Genomic DNA, 18,790 nt, shown 5'->3' on the forward strand with positions numbered 1-18,790 from the left:
GTGTATCTGTGTGCCCAGGAACCTGAAAGTGTGGCGCTTGAGGAATTTTAATATGTTTTTTGCCATCTGCGCCAACGTAGGTAAATAAATCGGCAACAGTTGCGTTTGCTGAGATAGGGATGACAACCTCGGTTGGTGTAGCGGTTAGTTGAATTGTGCAGAAAAGAGCCAAGAGTAGCGATTTGATATGGTTCATGATGTAAGCCTTTCTGTTGCGGTATCAGCTAGTGGTACAGGTTTTTCTGCCACAACTTCAAACGAAACTGAAATGCCATCGCCAGGTTCGATCGAGAAACGATGGGTTATTGAGTTAAAATTTGTTGTGTTCTTGTCTGGTAAAGAATTTTCATTAATAATCATAAAGTTATGAACTACTCCAGCTAATGCGATCAGCACTCCTAAAAAGTAAAGAGGATGCGTATTAAGGCCCAATATGAGAAAGTGGGCACAAAAAACTGTAGAGCAAGAAAAATATAACAGCCACATAATAAAAACAAATGGGTTCTCTTTGATCTGAATAAATGGAACATCACCGATATATTTTATGGAAGAAGAAAAAGATAGTAGCAGTAATTTTAATAACGCCGTATTGGGCTTGGTTGATAACATATCAGAAAGTTGATCTGAAACAGTGCTATCAGAGAGCGGAAGTGTTTCTAAAAGCTTGATAATTTCTTGTTCCAATAACTCTTTTTTTGATTGATCTTGATCGATTCCATCCAGAAAGTTTTTTGCAGTGTCATAGAAAAGGTTGTGTAAGGTTCTTTGTGATAATTCTTGAGTAAGCTCATTACGAAAGAAACTTTTTGGCATGGTTATTGTTACAACCATGTCAGGATTTCTTTTTTCTAAATCAATTTTACGCATTAATTCAAAAAAATTCTTTAGCTTTGTTTTGAATTGAGTTACGTCTTCTGTGTGCCTAAAAAGGGTTGATGCTCGCTTGGTAAATCGCAAAAACGAACCAAGTGTAAGGTGTTCGTTGTACATTGCCGGGTAGAGTGTATCTGTGTGCCCAGGAACCTGAAAGTGTGGCGCTTGAGGAATTTTAATATGTTTTTTGCCATCTGCGCCAACGTAGGTAAATAAATCGGCAACAGTTGCGTTTGCTGAGATAGGGATGACAACTTCAGTTGGGGTTGCGGTTAGTTGAATTGTGCAGAAAAGAGCCAAGAGTGCTATTTTTATAAATTGCATAGTTTTTTCCCTTTTTTATAGGTATCGACTTTTTTAATTCTACCTTTTATTTCAAATCAGTTATTAAAATATATCGCGAGAATAAAAGAGTTCTTTTTAAAAAAAAATCCACTTTTGGTTTTTTCAGTATGAAATGTTAGTTGATATTCCGGACAATAAATTTCACTGGGCATCCCAAAAGATCGTATTGGCTTCGAACAACATTCTCAAAATATGCTAAATGTGATGGTCTAACCCATTCTGGATGGTCGGTATGAACAACAAGGGTCGGCACATCGCCCTTGATTGGACGAACGTTTAAAATGCGAAATTCGGTCCCATTGTATGTAAGTGGATGCTCAGAAAGCTTACGTCTGATGACGGTATTAATACTGACAACGTCAAGTTTTTGTTCAGAACGAATTTTGATCTGGTGAATTGTTTCTCTGATTTTACTGATGTTCTTGTGGGTGACACATGATGTCCAGATAACCGGGATTTTTTTTGTAAGATGTTCGTATTGGCTGAGGTGATAGAGAAATGCTTTTTTATCTTCGTCGGTGATTAAATCTGATTTATTAACTACTAAAATAAGCGATTTGTGCTCTTTGTGTGCATAGAAAAGGAGTTTTAATTCTTGATCGGTGATGCGTTTTTCTGACGCATCGCACATTAAAACGATTAAATTGGCATGCTTAAGCACTTTGAATGATGTTTTTACCATCAAAAGTTCAAGTGGGTCTTCTACCGCTTGTTGTTTTCTAATTCCAGCGGTATCAGCAAATTCGATGGCTGTTTGGTGAATGTTTATCGTACTACGAACGGCTTCTCGCGTTGTTCCAGGGATATCAGAAACCAATGAGCGCTCTTCGCGAACGAGTAGGTTGAGCATCGATGATTTGCCGACGTTTGGTTTGCCGATGATTGCAACTTTGTACTCCGGTTCTGTCTGAACTTCTTCGTGCTTGATTGCAGGAACAAGCGCGCTGATTCTGTCTAAAAGTTTTGCAAACCCGCGTCCGTGAATAGCAGAAATGGTGTGAATGTCATGAAATCCAAATTCTGCAAATTCGCTGATTGCCTGAGCGTCTTGGTCGTTGTTATCAACTTTATTGATAACAAGAAGGGTTGGCAGTCCGCTGGTGCGGGCCATTTGTGCAAGCTTACGGTCATCTGCGGTAATGCCTTCGGTACTATCACAAACAAATAAAATAAGGCTTGTTTTTTTTAAAATAGCTTCGATGCTTTTTCGTACGGCAAGGTCAATTTCGGTATTCTTTTTTTCAAGAGGGACGCCACCTGTATCGATGAGGCGGTAGGTTTTGTCGTTCCAGTTGACGACGTCTTCGATCGGGTCTCGTGTCACGTGCGGGCGATCAAATACAAGGCTTCGAGCACCACTTGATAAACGGTTAAAAATAGTGGACTTACCGACGTTTGTTCGTCCAAAAAGAACGACAACCGGCAACTCTGTGCGCGTGCTGGACATACAAAAACTCTCTAAAAAACGATACAAACGATTAACGATACCCGGAAAAAAGCATGGTTTTTACAGAAAAAACCATCATTAAATCAGTTTACCTGGAAAATACTTCATGATCAAGTCGGTGGTTGGCCCTTCGGCAAGATTGCGCGCAGAAAGAGTTGGTTGCCCAGGGCTTGCGGAGGAATCATTTTTTTGAGGAGTGGGGTTTTTTTTGGGTTCCTTGGATTTGCTCTGAAATTCTATGGTTTTTACTGAGGGGAAGGCTGTTAAAATCTTTTTGTGCCAGATGGTTTTGCGTTCAGAAAGTTGCTCATCCAAAAATGAATTAAAGTTGTCGATGTAAACAAGCAGTCTTGTTTCGCTTATCTCTGGATGGGCTTTGCGTAAAATGCTGTAGGGAATTTTGTCAGGCTCGTTGGAGAGGTCATTAATAACGGTGAGCCATTCTGCAGGTAAGTCAGTAGGCTCTGAGCTGGCGTCATTTTTGAGTTCAGGAGTTTTTTTGGGGTGAACCAGGGTGGGCTGCGGTGTTTGCTTTGATTCATGAATTATTTTTTTACCGATCGAATCTGGTTGTTGTGTTGACGCAGTTGCAAGAGAAATTGATTCTGACGGAGCGTTTTTTAGCAGTGATTGTGTGTGTGCATTGCACATGCTGCTTAAAAAGTGCTCAATAAAAAGGTGTTTATTGGTTGTGGTGTTTAAAATTTTTTCTGCAAGCCAAAATTGTGTGTTTATAAATGCAAGTCGGGGTGATGCAGTTTGTTTGCTTAGAGCATCTATTTCTGCTTCATGTGGCATAAATGAGCTATGGATTCCTGAACCGCAAAAAGATCGAGAAAGGCATGAAAAACCTTCACATAGGCTGAGCCAAAAAGTTGTTGGGTTTGTGTCGTAAAAATTACATTTTTCAAGCGCTGAAAAGAGAGATGAAGGGTTTTCTTGGATGATCGATTGTATGATTTGAACAATGTGTGAGGTATCTGCGATACCAAAGGTGTGGGAGATCACATCAATTGTTATTTGATCGTGAAGTGATGCCAGCTGTTCAAGAAGATTCAGTGCGTCTCTGATGCAGCGATCGGCTTTTGTTACCAGCATGCGAATGGCATCGCTGGTAATTGAGATAGAATGATTTTCGGCAACTCTTGTGATGTATTCGCAGACAACTGCGTGACTTGGTGCATTAAAAACCCCCAAGAAAGAGCGAGATTTTACTGTGATTGGGATTTTGGCGATTTCTGTGGTTGCAAGGATGAAAAGAGCGTTCACCGGAGGTTCTTCAAGCATTTTGAGGAGAGCATTAAACGCTGCTTTGCTCAGCATGTGCGCTTCGTCGATGAGATAGATTTTTTTGCGGCCCATAAGGGGAAGGTATTGTGCAGATTCCAAAATTGCTCGTACGTTATCAACGCCCGTGTTTGATGCTGCATCGATTTCGATAAAATCTGGGTGACAGCCTTCTCGTGAGGCAATGCATGAAGGACACGTGGTGCAGGGAAGTTGTGTGCTTCTTGGATCGGCTTGAAACGATTCCAACTGCGAGCAGTTAATCATGGTTGCAAGAATCCGAGCGACGGTTGTTTTTCCGCATCCTCGTTGGCCATAGAAAAGATAGACCGGAAAGTAGCGGTTAAGGTAAATGCTGTTGGAGAGCATGTTAGAAACAATTTCTTGCCCAATAACCTCAGAAAGTTTTTTAGGTCTGAGTGTTCTGGCAAAATGAATCGATGTAGACATAAAAAATCCTTCATAATTTTTTGGGCTAACCTGTTTTTAGTGTAGGTCAGGTTAGCTTGAGCGTCTAGGGTAATTCGCCACGAGGTTTGAATGAGCACAAAAGTTTTCACAGAGAATTTTTTTAGAACATATTTCAGGGTGTTTTTCTGAAATACTATCTATTTTTAATGGAGCTTTCTTTTTTTGAAAATTATTGAGCGATCTGCCATTTTGAAAGGGTATTTGTTGTAAATTTATTTATTTGTAGCGCATGAATTATAGATATCTTTTTTTGATTTGGGGAATTTTTGCAGCCCCATCTTTTTTTGCATCGGGTTCACTCTCTCAAGGCGAAGCAATTGCTGCCAAGTCTCAAATATTGTTTAATCATTCGGTGGTATTTCCAGGAAAAGGCATGCCGCATAGGGTTTCTGGAACATTTAAAAAAGTTGATGTTTTACCAGCAGCAACAACACGCGTGAGTCTTCTTTCGAGTCGCGCAAGAGACTATTTGCATGATTTTGATGTAGCTCGTTCGCACGCATATTTTTTAGAAAAGCCCTATTTTTATCGCTTTTTCAGTGAAGTTTTGAAGGCTTCTGCGCAATTGTATTCTACAAAAGCCACGAGAATCAGTACGAGTGTTTTATTTGAGTATGCAGACCCAGAAGATTCTGTTGTTGTGGATTTTGATTTTGAGAGAAGAAATAACAAACTTGTGTGCGTCGTGACTTTTAATACGCTTTCAGGCCGCGTAGATGCTCAGTTGGTTAACTTGGTTAAATCATCGGTTTGTGATGATTCTTTCGTCTCTAAGCATTGGGGCAAGGGAGTATTTGCTGGTTTTGTGGGGCTGGCGACTGCTTTCAGAAAAGAGTTACCGCTGGGAATTGGAAAAAAATTTCAATCATTTTATGAGCAAGCAAAGCGTGAAATTGCACGTTTGTATCCAGGTCAATTTGGCGAGTGGCAGACATTTTATGAGAATCGGCAATTTGCTGTATCGATTGACGGTTCATCGTGCGCGCTTGTGTTGATTTCAGCAAAAGATCCACATCTTTTGGCTTATCAACTTACAGATAAATGCGAAGAAAAATTGCCAGGAGTGAGGAAAATAATTCTTGTCGTTGAAAGAGAAGATCAAGCAAATACTGATTATTTAGCAAGTCTTAGCCATAGTACAGTTTCTAGCTTTCCATTAATAACGTTTTTTGAAAAACGAAGATTAGTTGGAGAAAATTCTTTTGAAAATCGACCACTAGATCTTGATGCGACTCGTGTTTTAATACCAATAGCGGAACAAGTTTTTTGGTTTTGGGTAGGGCAGGATTATAAATTAAAAGAACGACTTACGGTTTGCTGTGTGGCTCAAGACGCTGATGTTCGCCCTGAAGAAACGCAGATAACAATTTCTTATGATGAAAATGTGTCTAAGGATGGTCCGGGAAATTTAGATTTAAGTGTTTTAAAAAAATTCCATCAAAAGATTTTTATAACACGATCTGCATCAAACAAAATTAAGTTAGTTGCAGGTGGGGAATCGAGTGAATTTGATACTATTGAATTGTTTGCAGAAAGAATACGTCAAATTATAAACTCATTAGAACCTGAAGAAGTTGATCCATTCGCTACCAAATTTGAAAAAGAAGTATTTTTTGAAGACTTTTTTTATAAATTTTTTTGTCATTCTTACGGTGCTATTTATCAAAGGCGGTGGCCCACAGAGAGAAATTCATATGTAACATATCCTTCTCGTGAAGTTACATTACGTGACTGGGAAAATTGTAACATTTCTATATCTGAGCCGGACGAAGAATGTGCTTCCACAAACTACATTAAAATAACCGTTGTTCAGGGACCTGGAGAAATATTCCGAGAGACACTCCCTCAAGAAAAAACAAAAAAAAGAGGTATGATTAATATTGTTACACATTCGCAAGAGATTTTTATTTATCGCAATGAAGGCAATAAATTGGTTCTTGTGGCAAATAATACTTCAGAGGTTTTAGATGATGCTAAAGATCTTTTTAAAAAAGTGAAAGATTTAGCAAAATCGCTTGTAGCAAAACATAGAGTTGAATTGTCTTTGGACGGTATTGATGGTACCTCCGATCGACCAAGAGCTTTTCAAAAGTTTTCTCAGAAATTAGGCTCTGCTTTTGATCTTCATAACGCAGGTATTGCATTGAAATCCGATGAGACTTTTAATGCATGGCAAAAAAATGAAGATGGTTCATTCGATGTTATGGCTATTGAAGATGGTGTTCGAAGTACAAAAACGATTTCAGCAGAAATATTGGCACAATTGCGTGTAACTAATAACACGCTCACTAAATTTGTAACTCGACTTAAAAGTAAACGAAGAGAAGAAACTACAAAGGCCAATCAGCTTTTGGTAGATCCTCGGGCTGATGGTGATTCTTGGCAAAAGATAGCATATCTTATTTCGCAGATTGATGTGCTGTCAGTAGAAACATTTAAAAAAACGGAAATTGCAGTACAAAAAGCTCTTGATGCAGTTGGGGATGATTTTTATAGGTTTGAACAAATGCTTAAAAAGTGTTGTGATTCTGACCAGATGCCTTACAAAATCGAAGAGGCGTTAAAGGCCGTTGCTGTTGAAGGGGTCTTGATTTCTTCGGTTACCAAGAGCTCTTTTTGTGGATATTTTGATATTCAACTTTTGATAGGGGATGAACAGTTTAGTGTGAACGTTGCAAATCCTTTAGGATATTGGCACAAGCGTTGGTCAGAAAGGAAAACGAATTGTTCTGTGATGCAAATTACACGTACAGCAATCGTTCCTGCTGCTGGTAGTTCCTCAGAAATGAAGTTGTGTCTTCGCCCAGGGGCTTTTGCAGGTGGACCATTGAATGATCGATTTGTTGTTATTATCGAAAAGAAATATCCAACGGTTTAATAATGTGAGAGATGAAGAGGAAGCAAATGTGTTTCTTCCTCAAGTTCAAGCGTTGACAGAAAATAGTTTAATGGCTGCTGAAGATATTCGGATTCCACAAGATGAACTGGGTTAATTATTCAGATAGCTTGTAGTTTTTTACGGTATGATTACATGCTTTTGTGACGCAAAACAGGTTTTGTGGGGGGTTTTGCGATGCAAGATCTCGGCAGACAGTTGGTGTTGGGTATATTCTTAGTGACCGTTGCAATGAACGTGCATGGGATGTTTTCGTCTCGAGGCGTTGCGCTTGCAGCAATTGGTATTGCTGGTGGTATTTTATCTGCACGACGTTCTGCTCTTATTGATCCCGTGGTTACAATTACGCTACATACTTTTGCGCAGACGTTGTCTGCTCAAGCGAGTTTCTTGTACGAGAAACCTGCATATGTTTTTTCAAATAACAGCGCAGATGATTTTGTTGTTCCAAAATCGGAAAAAGATCCAGAATATATTAATTGCCTTGATGAGCCAGATAGTGTTTTGGTGATGTTTTGCGATCATCCTGATTTAGTCAAAACGATTAACTTCATGAAGCGTGCGCAGTCTTCTGGGCAGAAAAAAATAATCGTTATTTCAGGTGAACTTGATGATGAGTGGTTTAAGTCGCCGCGTGAGATAAGCGAGCGAGTAAGATCCGCGGCTATGGAGTATAATTGGCATATTTGTGTTGTTAATTCAAAATCAGCAACAATTTTTTCTCGGGGCGTTGGTTGCGAAGAAACAATTTATTGTGAAAATGCGTTTCATGAAGATCAATTATTTTGTACCTGCTTTCTGCCAAAGATGACTCATGCTGCGAGTCAATCGATTTTTACAAAACTGATTGATCAAGGAGTTGAGTTTGATTGGGATTTTGCAGTGCTGCAGCCCTAAAAATTATATGCACGATTTTTTTTACAAGAGCTGTATGTAGTTTGATATGCGTATATATTTTTTATAGTAAAAAAAAACAATTTTTTGTGAGCATTAACTGTTAGGTTTAAAAATAAAGGCGGTACAACCTACCAATTATCCCTGCTGCTTCCTTCCGGACCTGACAGATTCTACAATCAATAACTTTACCGCCTAATTTATTTACGAATGGATGAAGCTTTAAACTTCAATAACTTAAGTATAAAAAGGCTTTCAAATAACGCAAGCCAAAAAGCCTTAAAAAGTGAAATAAAATAGGGGGGATTAGAAAAAAACTATCTAAACCGTTATACTTTTTAGATAGTTGGTCGTATAAAAATCTTTTTTTTGGTGTTTTGTTTGTATGCTGAGCTCTACGCGCATTCTTGATCCATCATCGTCTTCGGATGTTACTCTTGCAGTGGACTTATTGCGAGCTGGTGAGGTTGTGGCCTTGCCGACCGAAACGGTCTATGGTCTTGGTGCTGACGCACGGAATGATCGTGCGGTTGAGAAGATTTTTATTGCCAAGGGGCGTCCAAACAATCATCCGTTAATTGTCCATATTTCATCATTTGAGAAAATTACTGAGTGGGCAAAAGATGTTTCGCCGCTTGCAAAAAAATTGGCCGATGCTTTTTGGCCCGGTCCATTGACGATGCTTTTTCATAAGGCTGATGGCGTGAGCGATGCGGTGACCGGTGGATTGCCAACAATTGGTTTGCGTGTACCGAGAAATGAACTTTTTTTAGAGGTTTTGAGGCAGCTTGATTCTGGGATTGCTGCTCCTTCGGCAAATTTGCACAAAAAAATTAGCCCAACGTGTGCCGAACATGTTCTTTCTGGTCTTTCGGGTAAAATAGCCGCTGTTTTTGATGCACACGCATGTCCAGTTGGTCTAGAGTCAACAATCGTTGATCTTACATCAAAAATCCCGCGTATTTTGCGTCCGGGACAAATTACCAGACAGATGCTTGAAAAAGTTCTTAAGACGAAGGTAGACGATTTTGAGCCCCATGATGTGAGTGTGGCGGGCAACATGGTTGACCACTATCAACCAACAACAAAGTTGTTAGTGCTTTCAGCAGAACAGTTCATGCCTTTTTTGACAGAGGCAAATAAAAATAAGAGACGTCTTGGGGTGTTATGGTTTGGAGCCGCGGACTTACAGCAGAATGAATTGATTGTTTCGCGTGTTATGCCTACCTCTCGAGAGTTGTATGCTCAGCAGCTTTATGCTGCGCTTCATGAAATTGATGCAGTTGGCGCAGAGTTGATCTTGGTTCAACAGCCGCCAAAAGAGTGGTCAGAAATTATTGATCGACTACAAAAAGCATCGTATAAACAGTAAAAAAAGCCTCACGTTTAAATGAGGCTTTTTTAGTAATTGCTAAAAAATCATGAAATAACGCAGCTTCCTGATTCTGCAAGATCGTCAGGGCTTTCAGTTGCAGCGCGGCGTGCATGAGCTGCTTTAACTTCATCATAGTGAGCTTTAAGATCAAGCGCAATTGCGTTAAGACTTTCAAAATCGGTAGTTAAAACTCGTTTAAAATCGGCTAAGCCAACAATAAATTTTCCAATATTGAACGTTGGCTTTAAGATTGAGTAAGGAAACCAAATGACAGGAGCGTCAGCAAGTTTTTGGAGATAGGTAGTTATTATTTGTGTTGTGATATCATCTTGTTTGCCTGCATATTCGGGATAAACAGGAACAGGAATTTGTTCAATTCCACCGTCAACACGTAGTCCTTGTGCATAATTATACGCATGGCATTTTTCGGTGGCGTAATAAACAATCCCTAAAATTCTTACTACTTGGTTGTAGACAGCATTATCAGGAACTTTATCAGAAGTAAAGTTTGGGCAAATCGTTCGATTGCCGACTTGATATGCGTGCTCCTGAACAAGTCTTTCAATTTCATAATATTCTTCATTGCGTGGGGCAAATGAGAGTGTTGTTGCGGCAATAGCGCTAGCTACTAAAAATTTTTTAAGTACCATGAAGATTCCTTTCAGACAGAAAAAAAGCTCACGAAATTTCGTGAGCTTTTTTTAATTATGGTGGAGAGAGAGGGATTCGAACCCTCGATACCCCTTTCAAGGTATACATGATTTCCAATCATGCGCTTTCGACCACTCAGCCATCTCTCCAGATATTTTTAAAAGAATTTTGGCATCTCGTTTCGCCGAAGTTATCAACGAAGGAGAAAGCCATCCCTCCAAAAACTAACCGTTATTTTTTGGAGGTTTTTGCAGGTTCTTTTTTAGCTGCAGGCTTTTTGGTTGCCATTGGCTTGGTTGCAACTTTTTTTGCTGGAGCTTTTTCTTCTGCAACTTCTTTTTTTGCTGGAGCTTTTTTAGGAGCTGCCTTGGCCATAGCAACTTTTTTTGTAGCTTTAGGTGCTTCAGCTTCTACGGCAACATCAGCTTTTACTGGTTCAGCGGCAACAACTTCAGCTTCTTTGACAACTTTTTTAGGTTCAACAACCGTTACTTCACCAATTTCAATTTTGGTTTTCTCGGTAAAGACTGGTTTTCTTGGACCATGGTTTTTGTCATTTTTTTGTACAAATTTACCAGTTTTGTGCGCAGGTTTTTCGCCAAAAACTTTTGAAGTTACAGTTGGAGCTGGTTTTGTTGCTTCATATTCCGCCAAACCTTTTGCGATTTGTTCTGAAAGATATTCAACAACACATTCTACCGAACGAGGTGAATCGTCGTTTCCTGGGATAATGTAGCTTACGCCTTCAGGATTGGTATTGGTATCAACAAGACCAATAACTGGAATACCAATAAACGCGGCTTCACGAATTGCTGAATATTCACGTTTAGCATCAACTACAACAAGAGCTGCAGGTGGGTAGGCAAGATTGATGATACCACCAACGTTTCTTTCCAACCGAGCAACCTCTTTGGTCAACATACTTTGTTCTTTTTTTCCAAGATTCAAATCGCCTTTGCCCATGACGTCGCGCAAGTGCAAAAGTCTGGTAACAGCTTTTTTAACTTGATCGTTGTTGGTCAATGTACCACCAATCCAACGTTCAACAACGTACGGGAGATTAAGTTTTAATGCAGCTGCTTTCATCGATTCTTTTGCAGATTTTTTTGTACCAACAAGAATGATTTGGCCACCATTTTTAGCAAGTTCATATAATTTTTCACCAGCTTTTTTGAGCAAGAAAGCTGTTTTTGAAACGTCAATTAAATGAATACCGTTTCTAGAACCCCAGATGTATCCAGCCATTTTAGGGGACCAACGAGAGGTTTTGTGTCCAAAATGAACACCAGAGTCAATAAGTTTTTTTAAATCGATCATGATTTATCCTTAGTGTGGGTTATTTTTGTAGCTTCAGACGCGCTTGTTGGCGCGGCACCCATTTTGTATGAAGCTACAACGTATCGCACTCAAAAAAAGAGGCGACGTTTTTTAACAACATTCGTAGATTAATCCAAATATTTCGCTCTTACAAGGCCTTTTTTGGTCCATGGTTTCCAATAACCTGATTATGGGTGATTGTATATTGATATTTTTTACCCAGTAAGTGTGCAGAGATGAGCCACAATCCGGTAAGACCCAGAGAAAGTCCTGGTCCTGATGCTGCAAGTCCGCTAATTATTCCCAAGAAAGCTTGCGAATTTGCAAGTCCACTTGGCAGTAGGTGAAGAATCATGCTTGGATCATTAAAGAATGAACTGAGTCCTTCTGAGAAGGTTTGTCCAAAAGAAGCAATCCAGGCTTTTGATTTAAATTGAATTGTTTCTGTGGTTGGGATGAAAAGCATTTCTCGTACCGGAGTGTTAAATCCGTAATTGAGTGCTCTGAGCATGATCATCGTCATCGTTGCGGCAAAAAGTGTTTTAAAACTAATTAAAAACAGCATGAGCCCAAAGATGATAACGGGGCTTACAATTAAGCAGGTTGGAACGCCAAATCGTTTAAGCATCGCTTTTGTGCCAACAAGTGAAAAGAAAAACCCAAGGCCCTGAAACACTGCTGTGTACATGAACATGAAAGTGCCAATTGCGCGAAAATCATTATTGCAGTATTCGGCAACAAAGGTTTGCATCTGAAAATCTGCAAAAGTCGATACGAAATTGAAGCTATACACTAGGACAAAAATCCCACCAACATATGGCTCCTGAAAGAGCAACTTAAGGCTATCAAGCCAATTTGATTTTTGAGATTTGTCTTTGATGTGAGCCTCTTTGTCTTTGTTGTATCCTGCAAGATATTCTTCAGGGATTGAGCTATTTATTTTTTGTAAACTTAACAGTGCGACCGTGATGAGTGTGCTTGCTAAAATACATAACAGTGGAGAGCTAATAGTTGATTCAAATTGTGTGTTGATGCCTGCTGCAAGAAGAGGTGATAAAACGCCAATCCCTCGCGCAGATGCATTGATTATTGAATATTTTTCTTTAGCAAAATTTGGCGAACTAATTGAATTGGTAAAGCTCCATAGGTTTTCAAGAACCATGACATTGAAAAAATCCAGAAAAAGATAAATCACCCATCCAATAATGCGGGAGGGGCTTCTGATTGTGTTTTCGATTCCAACTGTTGGGTGAATTAAAAATAGGCTAAACACTGCAATAGCAATTGCATAAATACCAAATAAAATAATGGCAACGCGATGTCTATGAGTTGCGTTTAATAATTTTGAATATAAATACATCAAAATTGGTGCCATAACAAAAGAAACAATTTTAGCTGTTGGCAAGTATGATGCGCCAATAAAAGAAAGAAAAACGGTGCTTTTTATTGGGCGAACAATTGAATAGGCCGCAATGATCGCAGCGTGCGCGGTTGCAAGATAAAAAACCTTTAATTTATCGTATCCTTCATGTACTGCGTGAGACAAATTCATTAAATAAATACCCCCTAGCAAACGCTATCGCATGCCCTTATGTTTTAAAATACCCTATGATTTTGACGAGTCTTCTTCGCCGATCACTTTTTTATCTTTAATTGTTTGAACAAATGCTACCCCAAGCCCTGATGCGATGCAGAGCCAAGCCCCGATCACGCACGCGTTAACTATTGCGCTCATTTGGTTCAGTATTGCTCCGCCGCAACATCCTGTAAGTAGGTTGAAAACGTTACCAAGTGCTTTTGCTGCTCGCGAACCAAATGCATCGATCCACGCTTTTGTTTTAAATTTAATTGATCTTGTCGTAGGAATATACAATGTTTCCCGTGTTGGATGATTAACTGCGTAATTAAGTGCTTTAATTAAAACCAGGGCTCCAAAAAAGCAGGTAGGCGTTGGCCAAAAATATGTCGCTGAGATCAGAAGAGAACTAAGGATTGGAACTGCAAAAAGCGCAACTCTAATATTGGTAAGGCGTTGGAGTGGAACGGTTCCAAAGAGCACAAAGAAGAGTCCAATTCCATGCATACACATGTATTGAAGTGCATAATATTGTGTAAGGGCTTCGGTAGAAGCGTAAGCAGCATCGGCTGCAATTAAAACGCGATATTCAAGGATTGCAATCATTATCTCATACAACAAAACTAACGAAGTAATTCCCGCAACGTATGGATATTTTATGATGCTTGAAAGGCCATCAAGTATTTTTGCGAAAAAGACTTTTTTAATATTTTTCTCTGGATCTGGCGCACTCTCGACTGTTTTTTCTTCTTGATATCCACGCATTTGTTCTTGGGGAACACTTTTAATAAGAAGGAAGACAACTACAACGCTGGCGATGAGCAGAGAGCAGCCGACAAGAAGAGTCTGTGGCAGGAGCGTAAAAGTTGTGTTTTGAGTTGTTTTTACTACTGAATTGAGCGCCAAATAGAGCGATCCTGCAGAGAAAATTCCACCCAATTTTGAACCTAAAACAAGAAAGCCATAGGTGTGTTGCGCTTCCTGAGGCGTGTTTACTGAATTAGCAAACGACCAGAAAACGGTGGAAAGAAAGGCAGAAAAGCTTTCCATGAGAAAGTAAAAAGCCCATCCACAGGCATGTAAAAGAGGATTTGTCTGGAAAGCTGTAAGCGGGAAGTACGAAAAGAGCGTAACAAAAAAAGCACCGCCAATTCCGTGAAACAGTGAAAACACATATAAAAGTTGATGTCTTCTGAGCCGATCAACCAGATATGAATAAAAAATCAGAAGAGGGATAATGTAGAGTAAAACATAAATTTTAGCGCTCGCAATTGCGTGAGCACCTGCAATTTTTGCAAAAATGGAAGATTTCAATGGACGCCAAATGGCTTGGCATGCAGATAGAAAGAAAAACACCATACCGATGAGCAATACTTTAAGGCGACTTTCTTTGTTGACGGACCATAAAGCTGTCAGGTCAGAAAAAAAAGAAAATTTCATGGTTTATTCTTTGGATTAGAGGGGAAAACTGCTTTTTTTAAAGTCTATTCCGTTCCAGAATTGTCTGCAAGAAGGATTTTTATTTTTTTATAAATTTTTTATAAATGCTTTTTTTAAAAAAATATTAATTCAGCCTGTCCTTTCTTTTGAATCACGATAAGATAAAGATATGGGTGCTTAAAAAAGTGAAAAAATAAGCGCTTTTTTGTAAAAAATAGAATGTAATGGCCTTAAAACCTCTTTTTATCTCAAGTTCGGTTTGCGGTTTCATTCTTTTTGCATATCCTTGCAGGATGTTTAACGTGTTTAGCAAGGGTGTGGGTTTGCAGGGAAAGCTCCATTGTAAGGAAAAATTTAAGAACAAATTAAAAAGGAAGGTGCTCCCGTGAGAACAAGTTCGTACGTTTTACCAGTTCTTCCATTAAAAAATGTTGTGGCTTGGCCGCACAGCATTCGTCCTGTTGCTGTTGGTAGAGATATTTCTATCCAAGCTGTCGAGGCTGCCTTGAGGGGTTCGCGTGAAATTTTTGTAACTGCTCAAAAGTCGGTTGATATTGAAGATCCGACTTTTTCTGATTTATATACGTTTGGTACTCGGGCAAGTATTGTCCGTATCGAGCGATTTCCAAATGGCGTTATGAAAATTTTGATCGAAGGTCTTTCGCGCGCAAAAGTTTTGCAACAAATTACCGCCGAAGGCTACATGGCTGTTGAAGCGATTGATGTCCCGTGTGAAAAAAAGATTAAAGAAGTTGAAGAAAAAGCTCTCTGGAGAAGTTTGTTTGCCTACTTTAAAGAGTATGTTGAATTGAGCGAAAAGCATTCTGCAGAGGTTTTTGATTTATTTAAGGGTGTTCATGACCTTGATTATCTTACCGATACATTGTCCTCGCAACTTACGTTTGATCTTGAAGAGCAGCAAGAAGTTTTAGAGATTTTTGATGTAAAGCAACGTGCTATTCGCATGAGTGAGATGTTAAAATCTGAAATTGAAATTTTAAAAACCGAAAAAAATATTAAAAAAAGAGTTCAAACGCAAATCGAAAAGCATCAGCGTGATTATTATTTGAATGAACAAATGCGTGCTATTCAGCGTGAACTTGGCCGAGATGATCAGCAAAAAGAGATCGATCAATTACGAGAAAAAGCAGCAAGCGCAAAAATGACAGCAGAAGCACTTGAAAAGGTCGAAATTGAATGTCGTCGTCTTGAGCAAATGCAGTTTTCATCTCCAGAAGCAGCTGTGAGTCGAAATTATATCGAAACATTAATTGCGTTGCCGTGGAATAAAGCCTCAAAAGATCGTGTCAGCTTGCAGCAGGCAGAAAAAATTTTAAATGATTCTCATGCTGGAATGACTAAGGTTAAAGAGCGGATCTTAGAATTTATTGCGGCTAAAAAGTTTGCGGGTGATAAATTAAAAAAAGCTCCAATAATTTGTTTGGCAGGACCTCCTGGGGTTGGTAAAACATCGCTTGCAAAATCGATAGCAGACGCATTGGGCAGAACATTTGTGAGAATTTCACTTGGTGGTATGCGTGATGAAGCTGAAATCCGCGGACACAGAAGAACTTATATCGGAGCTATGCCTGGAAAAATTATTCAAGCAATGCGTAAGTCAAAAGTGGTAAATCCGGTTATTTTGCTTGATGAAGTTGATAAAATGTCGATGGATTTTAGGGGAGATCCAGCATCGGCTCTTCTTGAGGTTCTTGATCCAGAGCAAAATAAATCGTTTTCGGACTATTTTTTGGAAATTGGGTATGACGTTTCTCAGGTAATGTTTGTTTTGACTGCGAACGTGGTTGATCAAATTCCAGGACCGTTGCTTGATAGAATGGATTTGGTATCGCTTTCTGGATATACAGAAGCAGAAAAACTTGATATTGCACAAAAATTCTTGGTTCCAAAGTTGCTTAAAGAGTATGCAGTGTTGCCTCGGCAATTGGAAATTTCGACAGAAACATTGAAGCGATTGATTTCTGATTACACCAAAGAAGCTGGCGTGAGAAGTCTTGATCGGTTAATTGCTCAGATTGTACGAAAATCATTATCAAAATTTCTTGAAGATAAAGCTCCTAAAAAAATTAAAGTACAACCAAGTGGTTTAGAAGAGTTGCTTGGTGCTGCTCGATTTAGAAAAGATGCATCCAAGTCTCACAATGGTATCGGTGTTGCTACAGGATTGGCATGGACAGAGGTTGGTGGCGATGTACTTGAAATTGAAGTCACGCAACTTAAAGGAAAAGGTAATTTTACGATTACCGGTCAACTTGGTGAGGTGATGCAAGAGTCTGCACAAGCAGCATTGAGTTACATTCGTTCGCGAGCAAAAGAGCTTGGTATAAAGCCTGGATTTTATTCAGAATCAGATCTTCATATTCACGTTCCAGAAGGCGCGATTCCAAAAGATGGTCCTTCTGCTGGTATTACCATGGTTGTGGCGCTTGTTTCATCGCTTGCTAATATTCCGGTAAAAAGTACTGTTGCGATGACTGGTGAAGTTACGCTTCGCGGAAGAGTTCTTGCGGTTGGCGGTTTAAAAGAAAAACTTTTAGCTGCGACTCGGTTTGGATTTACAACAGTTATTGTTCCAAAAGAAAATGAAGTTGATATCAAGGAGTTTGAAAAAGAATTGGATTCGTCATTGACGGTTATTTATGCCGATCACATGGATACGGTTCTTGCTCATGCATTCGATAAATTTGCAGTTTCTTTTGGTGGTGAAGAAAAAGTTGACGATACTGTTGATGAAGATAAAAAAACATCAAAAGAGTCGAAGAAAAAAACTGTTGGGATGAAGAAAAAAACTCCCGCAAAGGAAAAGAAATTACCAAAAATCAAAACAGTTGTTCGTCGCAAAAGAGTCATTAATGCGCCAAAGCGAAAAACAATTATAAAAAAGAAATAATTTTTTCTAATTACAAAGATAATCGGGCAGGAACACCTGCCCGATTTTTTGTTACCAAGGCAATGGAGTTGAATATTTGATTTGCGTTGCTAAGTTGCTAAATGCTGTTTTTGCATCCGCGATAATTTGATTTACTCGATTCACTTGTGTTTGTAGCGTTTGCATTGCTTGAGTTGCTGCAGTTCTTGTTTGCTCAAAGCCATTTCGATCAAATGTATTTGTTGTTGAAGATTCTTTGAGTATCCAAGATGGCGCATCGCTCCAAGCTCTGAAGCTGTATCGTGAAAATGTTTTTCCGACTAAGGAGGGCATCGATTGAGAGATGATTTGGTTTTGGTTTGCGGTAACAGTTATAATTCCATTGTTTATAGTGATTGAGTAGTTTACAAAAGATGTTGAATCAGGAATCTGAGGGACGCCCGGTTCGGAAAAAGATTCTTCAGTTTGTATGTCATTTGTAAAGTTTCGTACGACACTTTTTGTGTTGCTCCATCCACCGATAACAAGTTCTATGTAGCTTGTAGGTCCATGTTGCAGACCAATATGAATATCGGAATTTCCTTTTGCTGAAAAATTTAATGAGTTTGTATTTGTAAGATTTTTCCAGCCAAATGTTGGGTAATCGTCTGCAAAAATTTCTTTTTCATCTGCTTCAAGAGTTAGAACGGGTGCTGGATTTTGAATTTGAATTGTTGGGATAATTGCTGCAGATTGTAGCATCCAATTTTGAGCTCCGGACCATTTTTTGAAAGAATAAGAACTAAATTTTCTTTCTTTGATCCAGTTGTGTGAAAAATTAATTAAAGGAATGTTGTTTGCGGTGATATATAAGCACCCGGCAGAAACCGTTACAGCGTATTTTACAAAAGATGTTTCGTCCGGAATGACTTTTGAGCTTGGAGTTGCTTGTTTTTGAGATGGAATATATCGATTGGTGAGAGCTTTATTTTCCTTGATAAATGAAATGGCCGATTGCGTGTTGTTCCAGCCGCCAAGTGTAATGTGTAACAGATTATTTTCGATATCTTGAAAACCAATATGCAAATCTGTTGTTGCTTTTGCTTCAAATGAAAGTGTGAAGTTGTCGGTTGGAGAAGAAGAAATTTGTTTCCAACCATAGGGATTGTAATCGTCTGAATTAATCGTGGCAGTGTTTGATCCGGTTTGGGCAGGTTGTATTAATGATTCGCTTGGCATGTCGTTTTGCATCATCCAAGGAATATTGGGAATAGCTTTAAAGGAATAGGCATTAAATGATTTGTTGTTAATGAAATAAATATACTGAGAAAAAAGTTCTTTATTATTTG

13 protein-coding genes, 1 tRNA gene and 1 other RNA gene are annotated in these 18,790 nt (G+C 39.0%); 4 read left to right on the plus strand and 11 right to left on the minus strand.

Annotated elements, in window-relative coordinates; translation table 11 throughout:
• The 4 genes from FJ366_03350 to dnaX form a co-directional block, all read right to left on the minus strand.
• On the minus strand, nucleotides 1–196 hold a 196-nt coding region (locus tag FJ366_03350), incomplete at its 3' end, for a hypothetical protein (GenBank protein MBM3894603.1).
• Nucleotides 193–1,197, minus strand: coding sequence for a hypothetical protein (locus FJ366_03355; protein MBM3894604.1), 1,005 nt, complete (start codon nucleotides 1,195–1,197; stop codon nucleotides 193–195). The genes FJ366_03350 and FJ366_03355, both read right to left, overlap by 4 nt.
• 136 nt (nucleotides 1,198–1,333) lie before the next feature.
• Nucleotides 1,334–2,665 (minus strand): ribosome biogenesis GTPase Der, encoded by a 1,332-nt coding sequence (gene der / locus FJ366_03360; protein MBM3894605.1) that lies wholly within the window; start codon nucleotides 2,663–2,665, stop codon nucleotides 1,334–1,336.
• A 78-nt stretch (nucleotides 2,666–2,743) separates the two neighbouring features.
• Nucleotides 2,744–4,402, minus strand: a complete 1,659-nt coding sequence (gene dnaX, locus FJ366_03365) for a DNA polymerase III subunit gamma/tau (GenBank protein MBM3894606.1) — start codon at nucleotides 4,400–4,402, stop codon at nucleotides 2,744–2,746.
• A gap of 250 nt (nucleotides 4,403–4,652) precedes the next feature.
• Here dnaX and FJ366_03370 point away from each other — a divergent pair, with 250 nt between their 5' ends.
• Together FJ366_03370 and FJ366_03375 are read left to right on the plus strand one after the other, a co-directional pair.
• On the plus strand, nucleotides 4,653–7,301 hold the full coding sequence (locus FJ366_03370; protein ID MBM3894607.1) for a hypothetical protein: 2,649 nt from the start codon (nucleotides 4,653–4,655) through the stop codon (nucleotides 7,299–7,301).
• Between the two features lie 195 nt (nucleotides 7,302–7,496).
• On the plus strand, nucleotides 7,497–8,216 hold the full coding sequence (locus FJ366_03375; protein MBM3894608.1) for a hypothetical protein: 720 nt from the start codon (nucleotides 7,497–7,499) through the stop codon (nucleotides 8,214–8,216).
• Between the two features lie 110 nt (nucleotides 8,217–8,326).
• On the opposite strand, the gene ffs is transcribed toward FJ366_03375, so the two are convergent.
• Nucleotides 8,327–8,413, minus strand: an RNA gene (ffs, locus tag FJ366_03380) — signal recognition particle sRNA small type.
• A 185-nt stretch (nucleotides 8,414–8,598) separates the two neighbouring features.
• Between ffs and FJ366_03385 the strand changes: the two genes are divergently transcribed.
• Nucleotides 8,599–9,585, plus strand: coding sequence for a threonylcarbamoyl-AMP synthase (locus tag FJ366_03385; GenBank protein ID MBM3894609.1), 987 nt, complete (start codon nucleotides 8,599–8,601; stop codon nucleotides 9,583–9,585).
• Between the two features lie 47 nt (nucleotides 9,586–9,632).
• Here FJ366_03385 and FJ366_03390 read toward each other — a convergent pair whose 3' ends face one another.
• The 5 genes from FJ366_03390 to FJ366_03410 all read right to left on the minus strand — a co-directional run bounded on the left by FJ366_03390 (nucleotide 9,633) and on the right by FJ366_03410 (nucleotide 14,572).
• The gene (locus FJ366_03390) at nucleotides 9,633–10,238 is read right to left on the minus strand and encodes a hypothetical protein (protein MBM3894610.1); all 606 of its coding nucleotides are present in this window, start codon (nucleotides 10,236–10,238) and stop codon (nucleotides 9,633–9,635) included.
• A 58-nt stretch (nucleotides 10,239–10,296) separates the two neighbouring features.
• A tRNA-Ser gene (locus tag FJ366_03395) sits at nucleotides 10,297–10,388 on the minus strand.
• Between the two features lie 82 nt (nucleotides 10,389–10,470).
• Entirely contained in the window at nucleotides 10,471–11,556 is a 1,086-nt protein-coding gene (gene rpsB / locus FJ366_03400) for a 30S ribosomal protein S2 (GenBank protein MBM3894611.1), read from the minus strand.
• A gap of 148 nt (nucleotides 11,557–11,704) precedes the next feature.
• Nucleotides 11,705–13,108, minus strand: a complete 1,404-nt coding sequence (locus FJ366_03405) for a hypothetical protein (GenBank protein MBM3894612.1) — start codon at nucleotides 13,106–13,108, stop codon at nucleotides 11,705–11,707.
• Between the two features lie 54 nt (nucleotides 13,109–13,162).
• Nucleotides 13,163–14,572 (minus strand): hypothetical protein, encoded by a 1,410-nt coding sequence (locus tag FJ366_03410; protein MBM3894613.1) that lies wholly within the window; start codon nucleotides 14,570–14,572, stop codon nucleotides 13,163–13,165.
• A gap of 385 nt (nucleotides 14,573–14,957) precedes the next feature.
• Between FJ366_03410 and lon the strand changes: the two genes are divergently transcribed.
• Nucleotides 14,958–17,483, plus strand: a complete 2,526-nt coding sequence (lon, locus tag FJ366_03415) for an endopeptidase La (GenBank protein ID MBM3894614.1) — start codon at nucleotides 14,958–14,960, stop codon at nucleotides 17,481–17,483.
• A 51-nt stretch (nucleotides 17,484–17,534) separates the two neighbouring features.
• Here lon and FJ366_03420 read toward each other — a convergent pair.
• A partial coding sequence (locus FJ366_03420; GenBank protein ID MBM3894615.1) for a hypothetical protein occupies nucleotides 17,535–18,790 on the minus strand: 1,256 nt, incomplete at its 5' end.

The organism is Candidatus Dependentiae bacterium (assembly GCA_016871815.1).
GTDB lineage: Bacteria > Babelota > Babeliae > Babelales.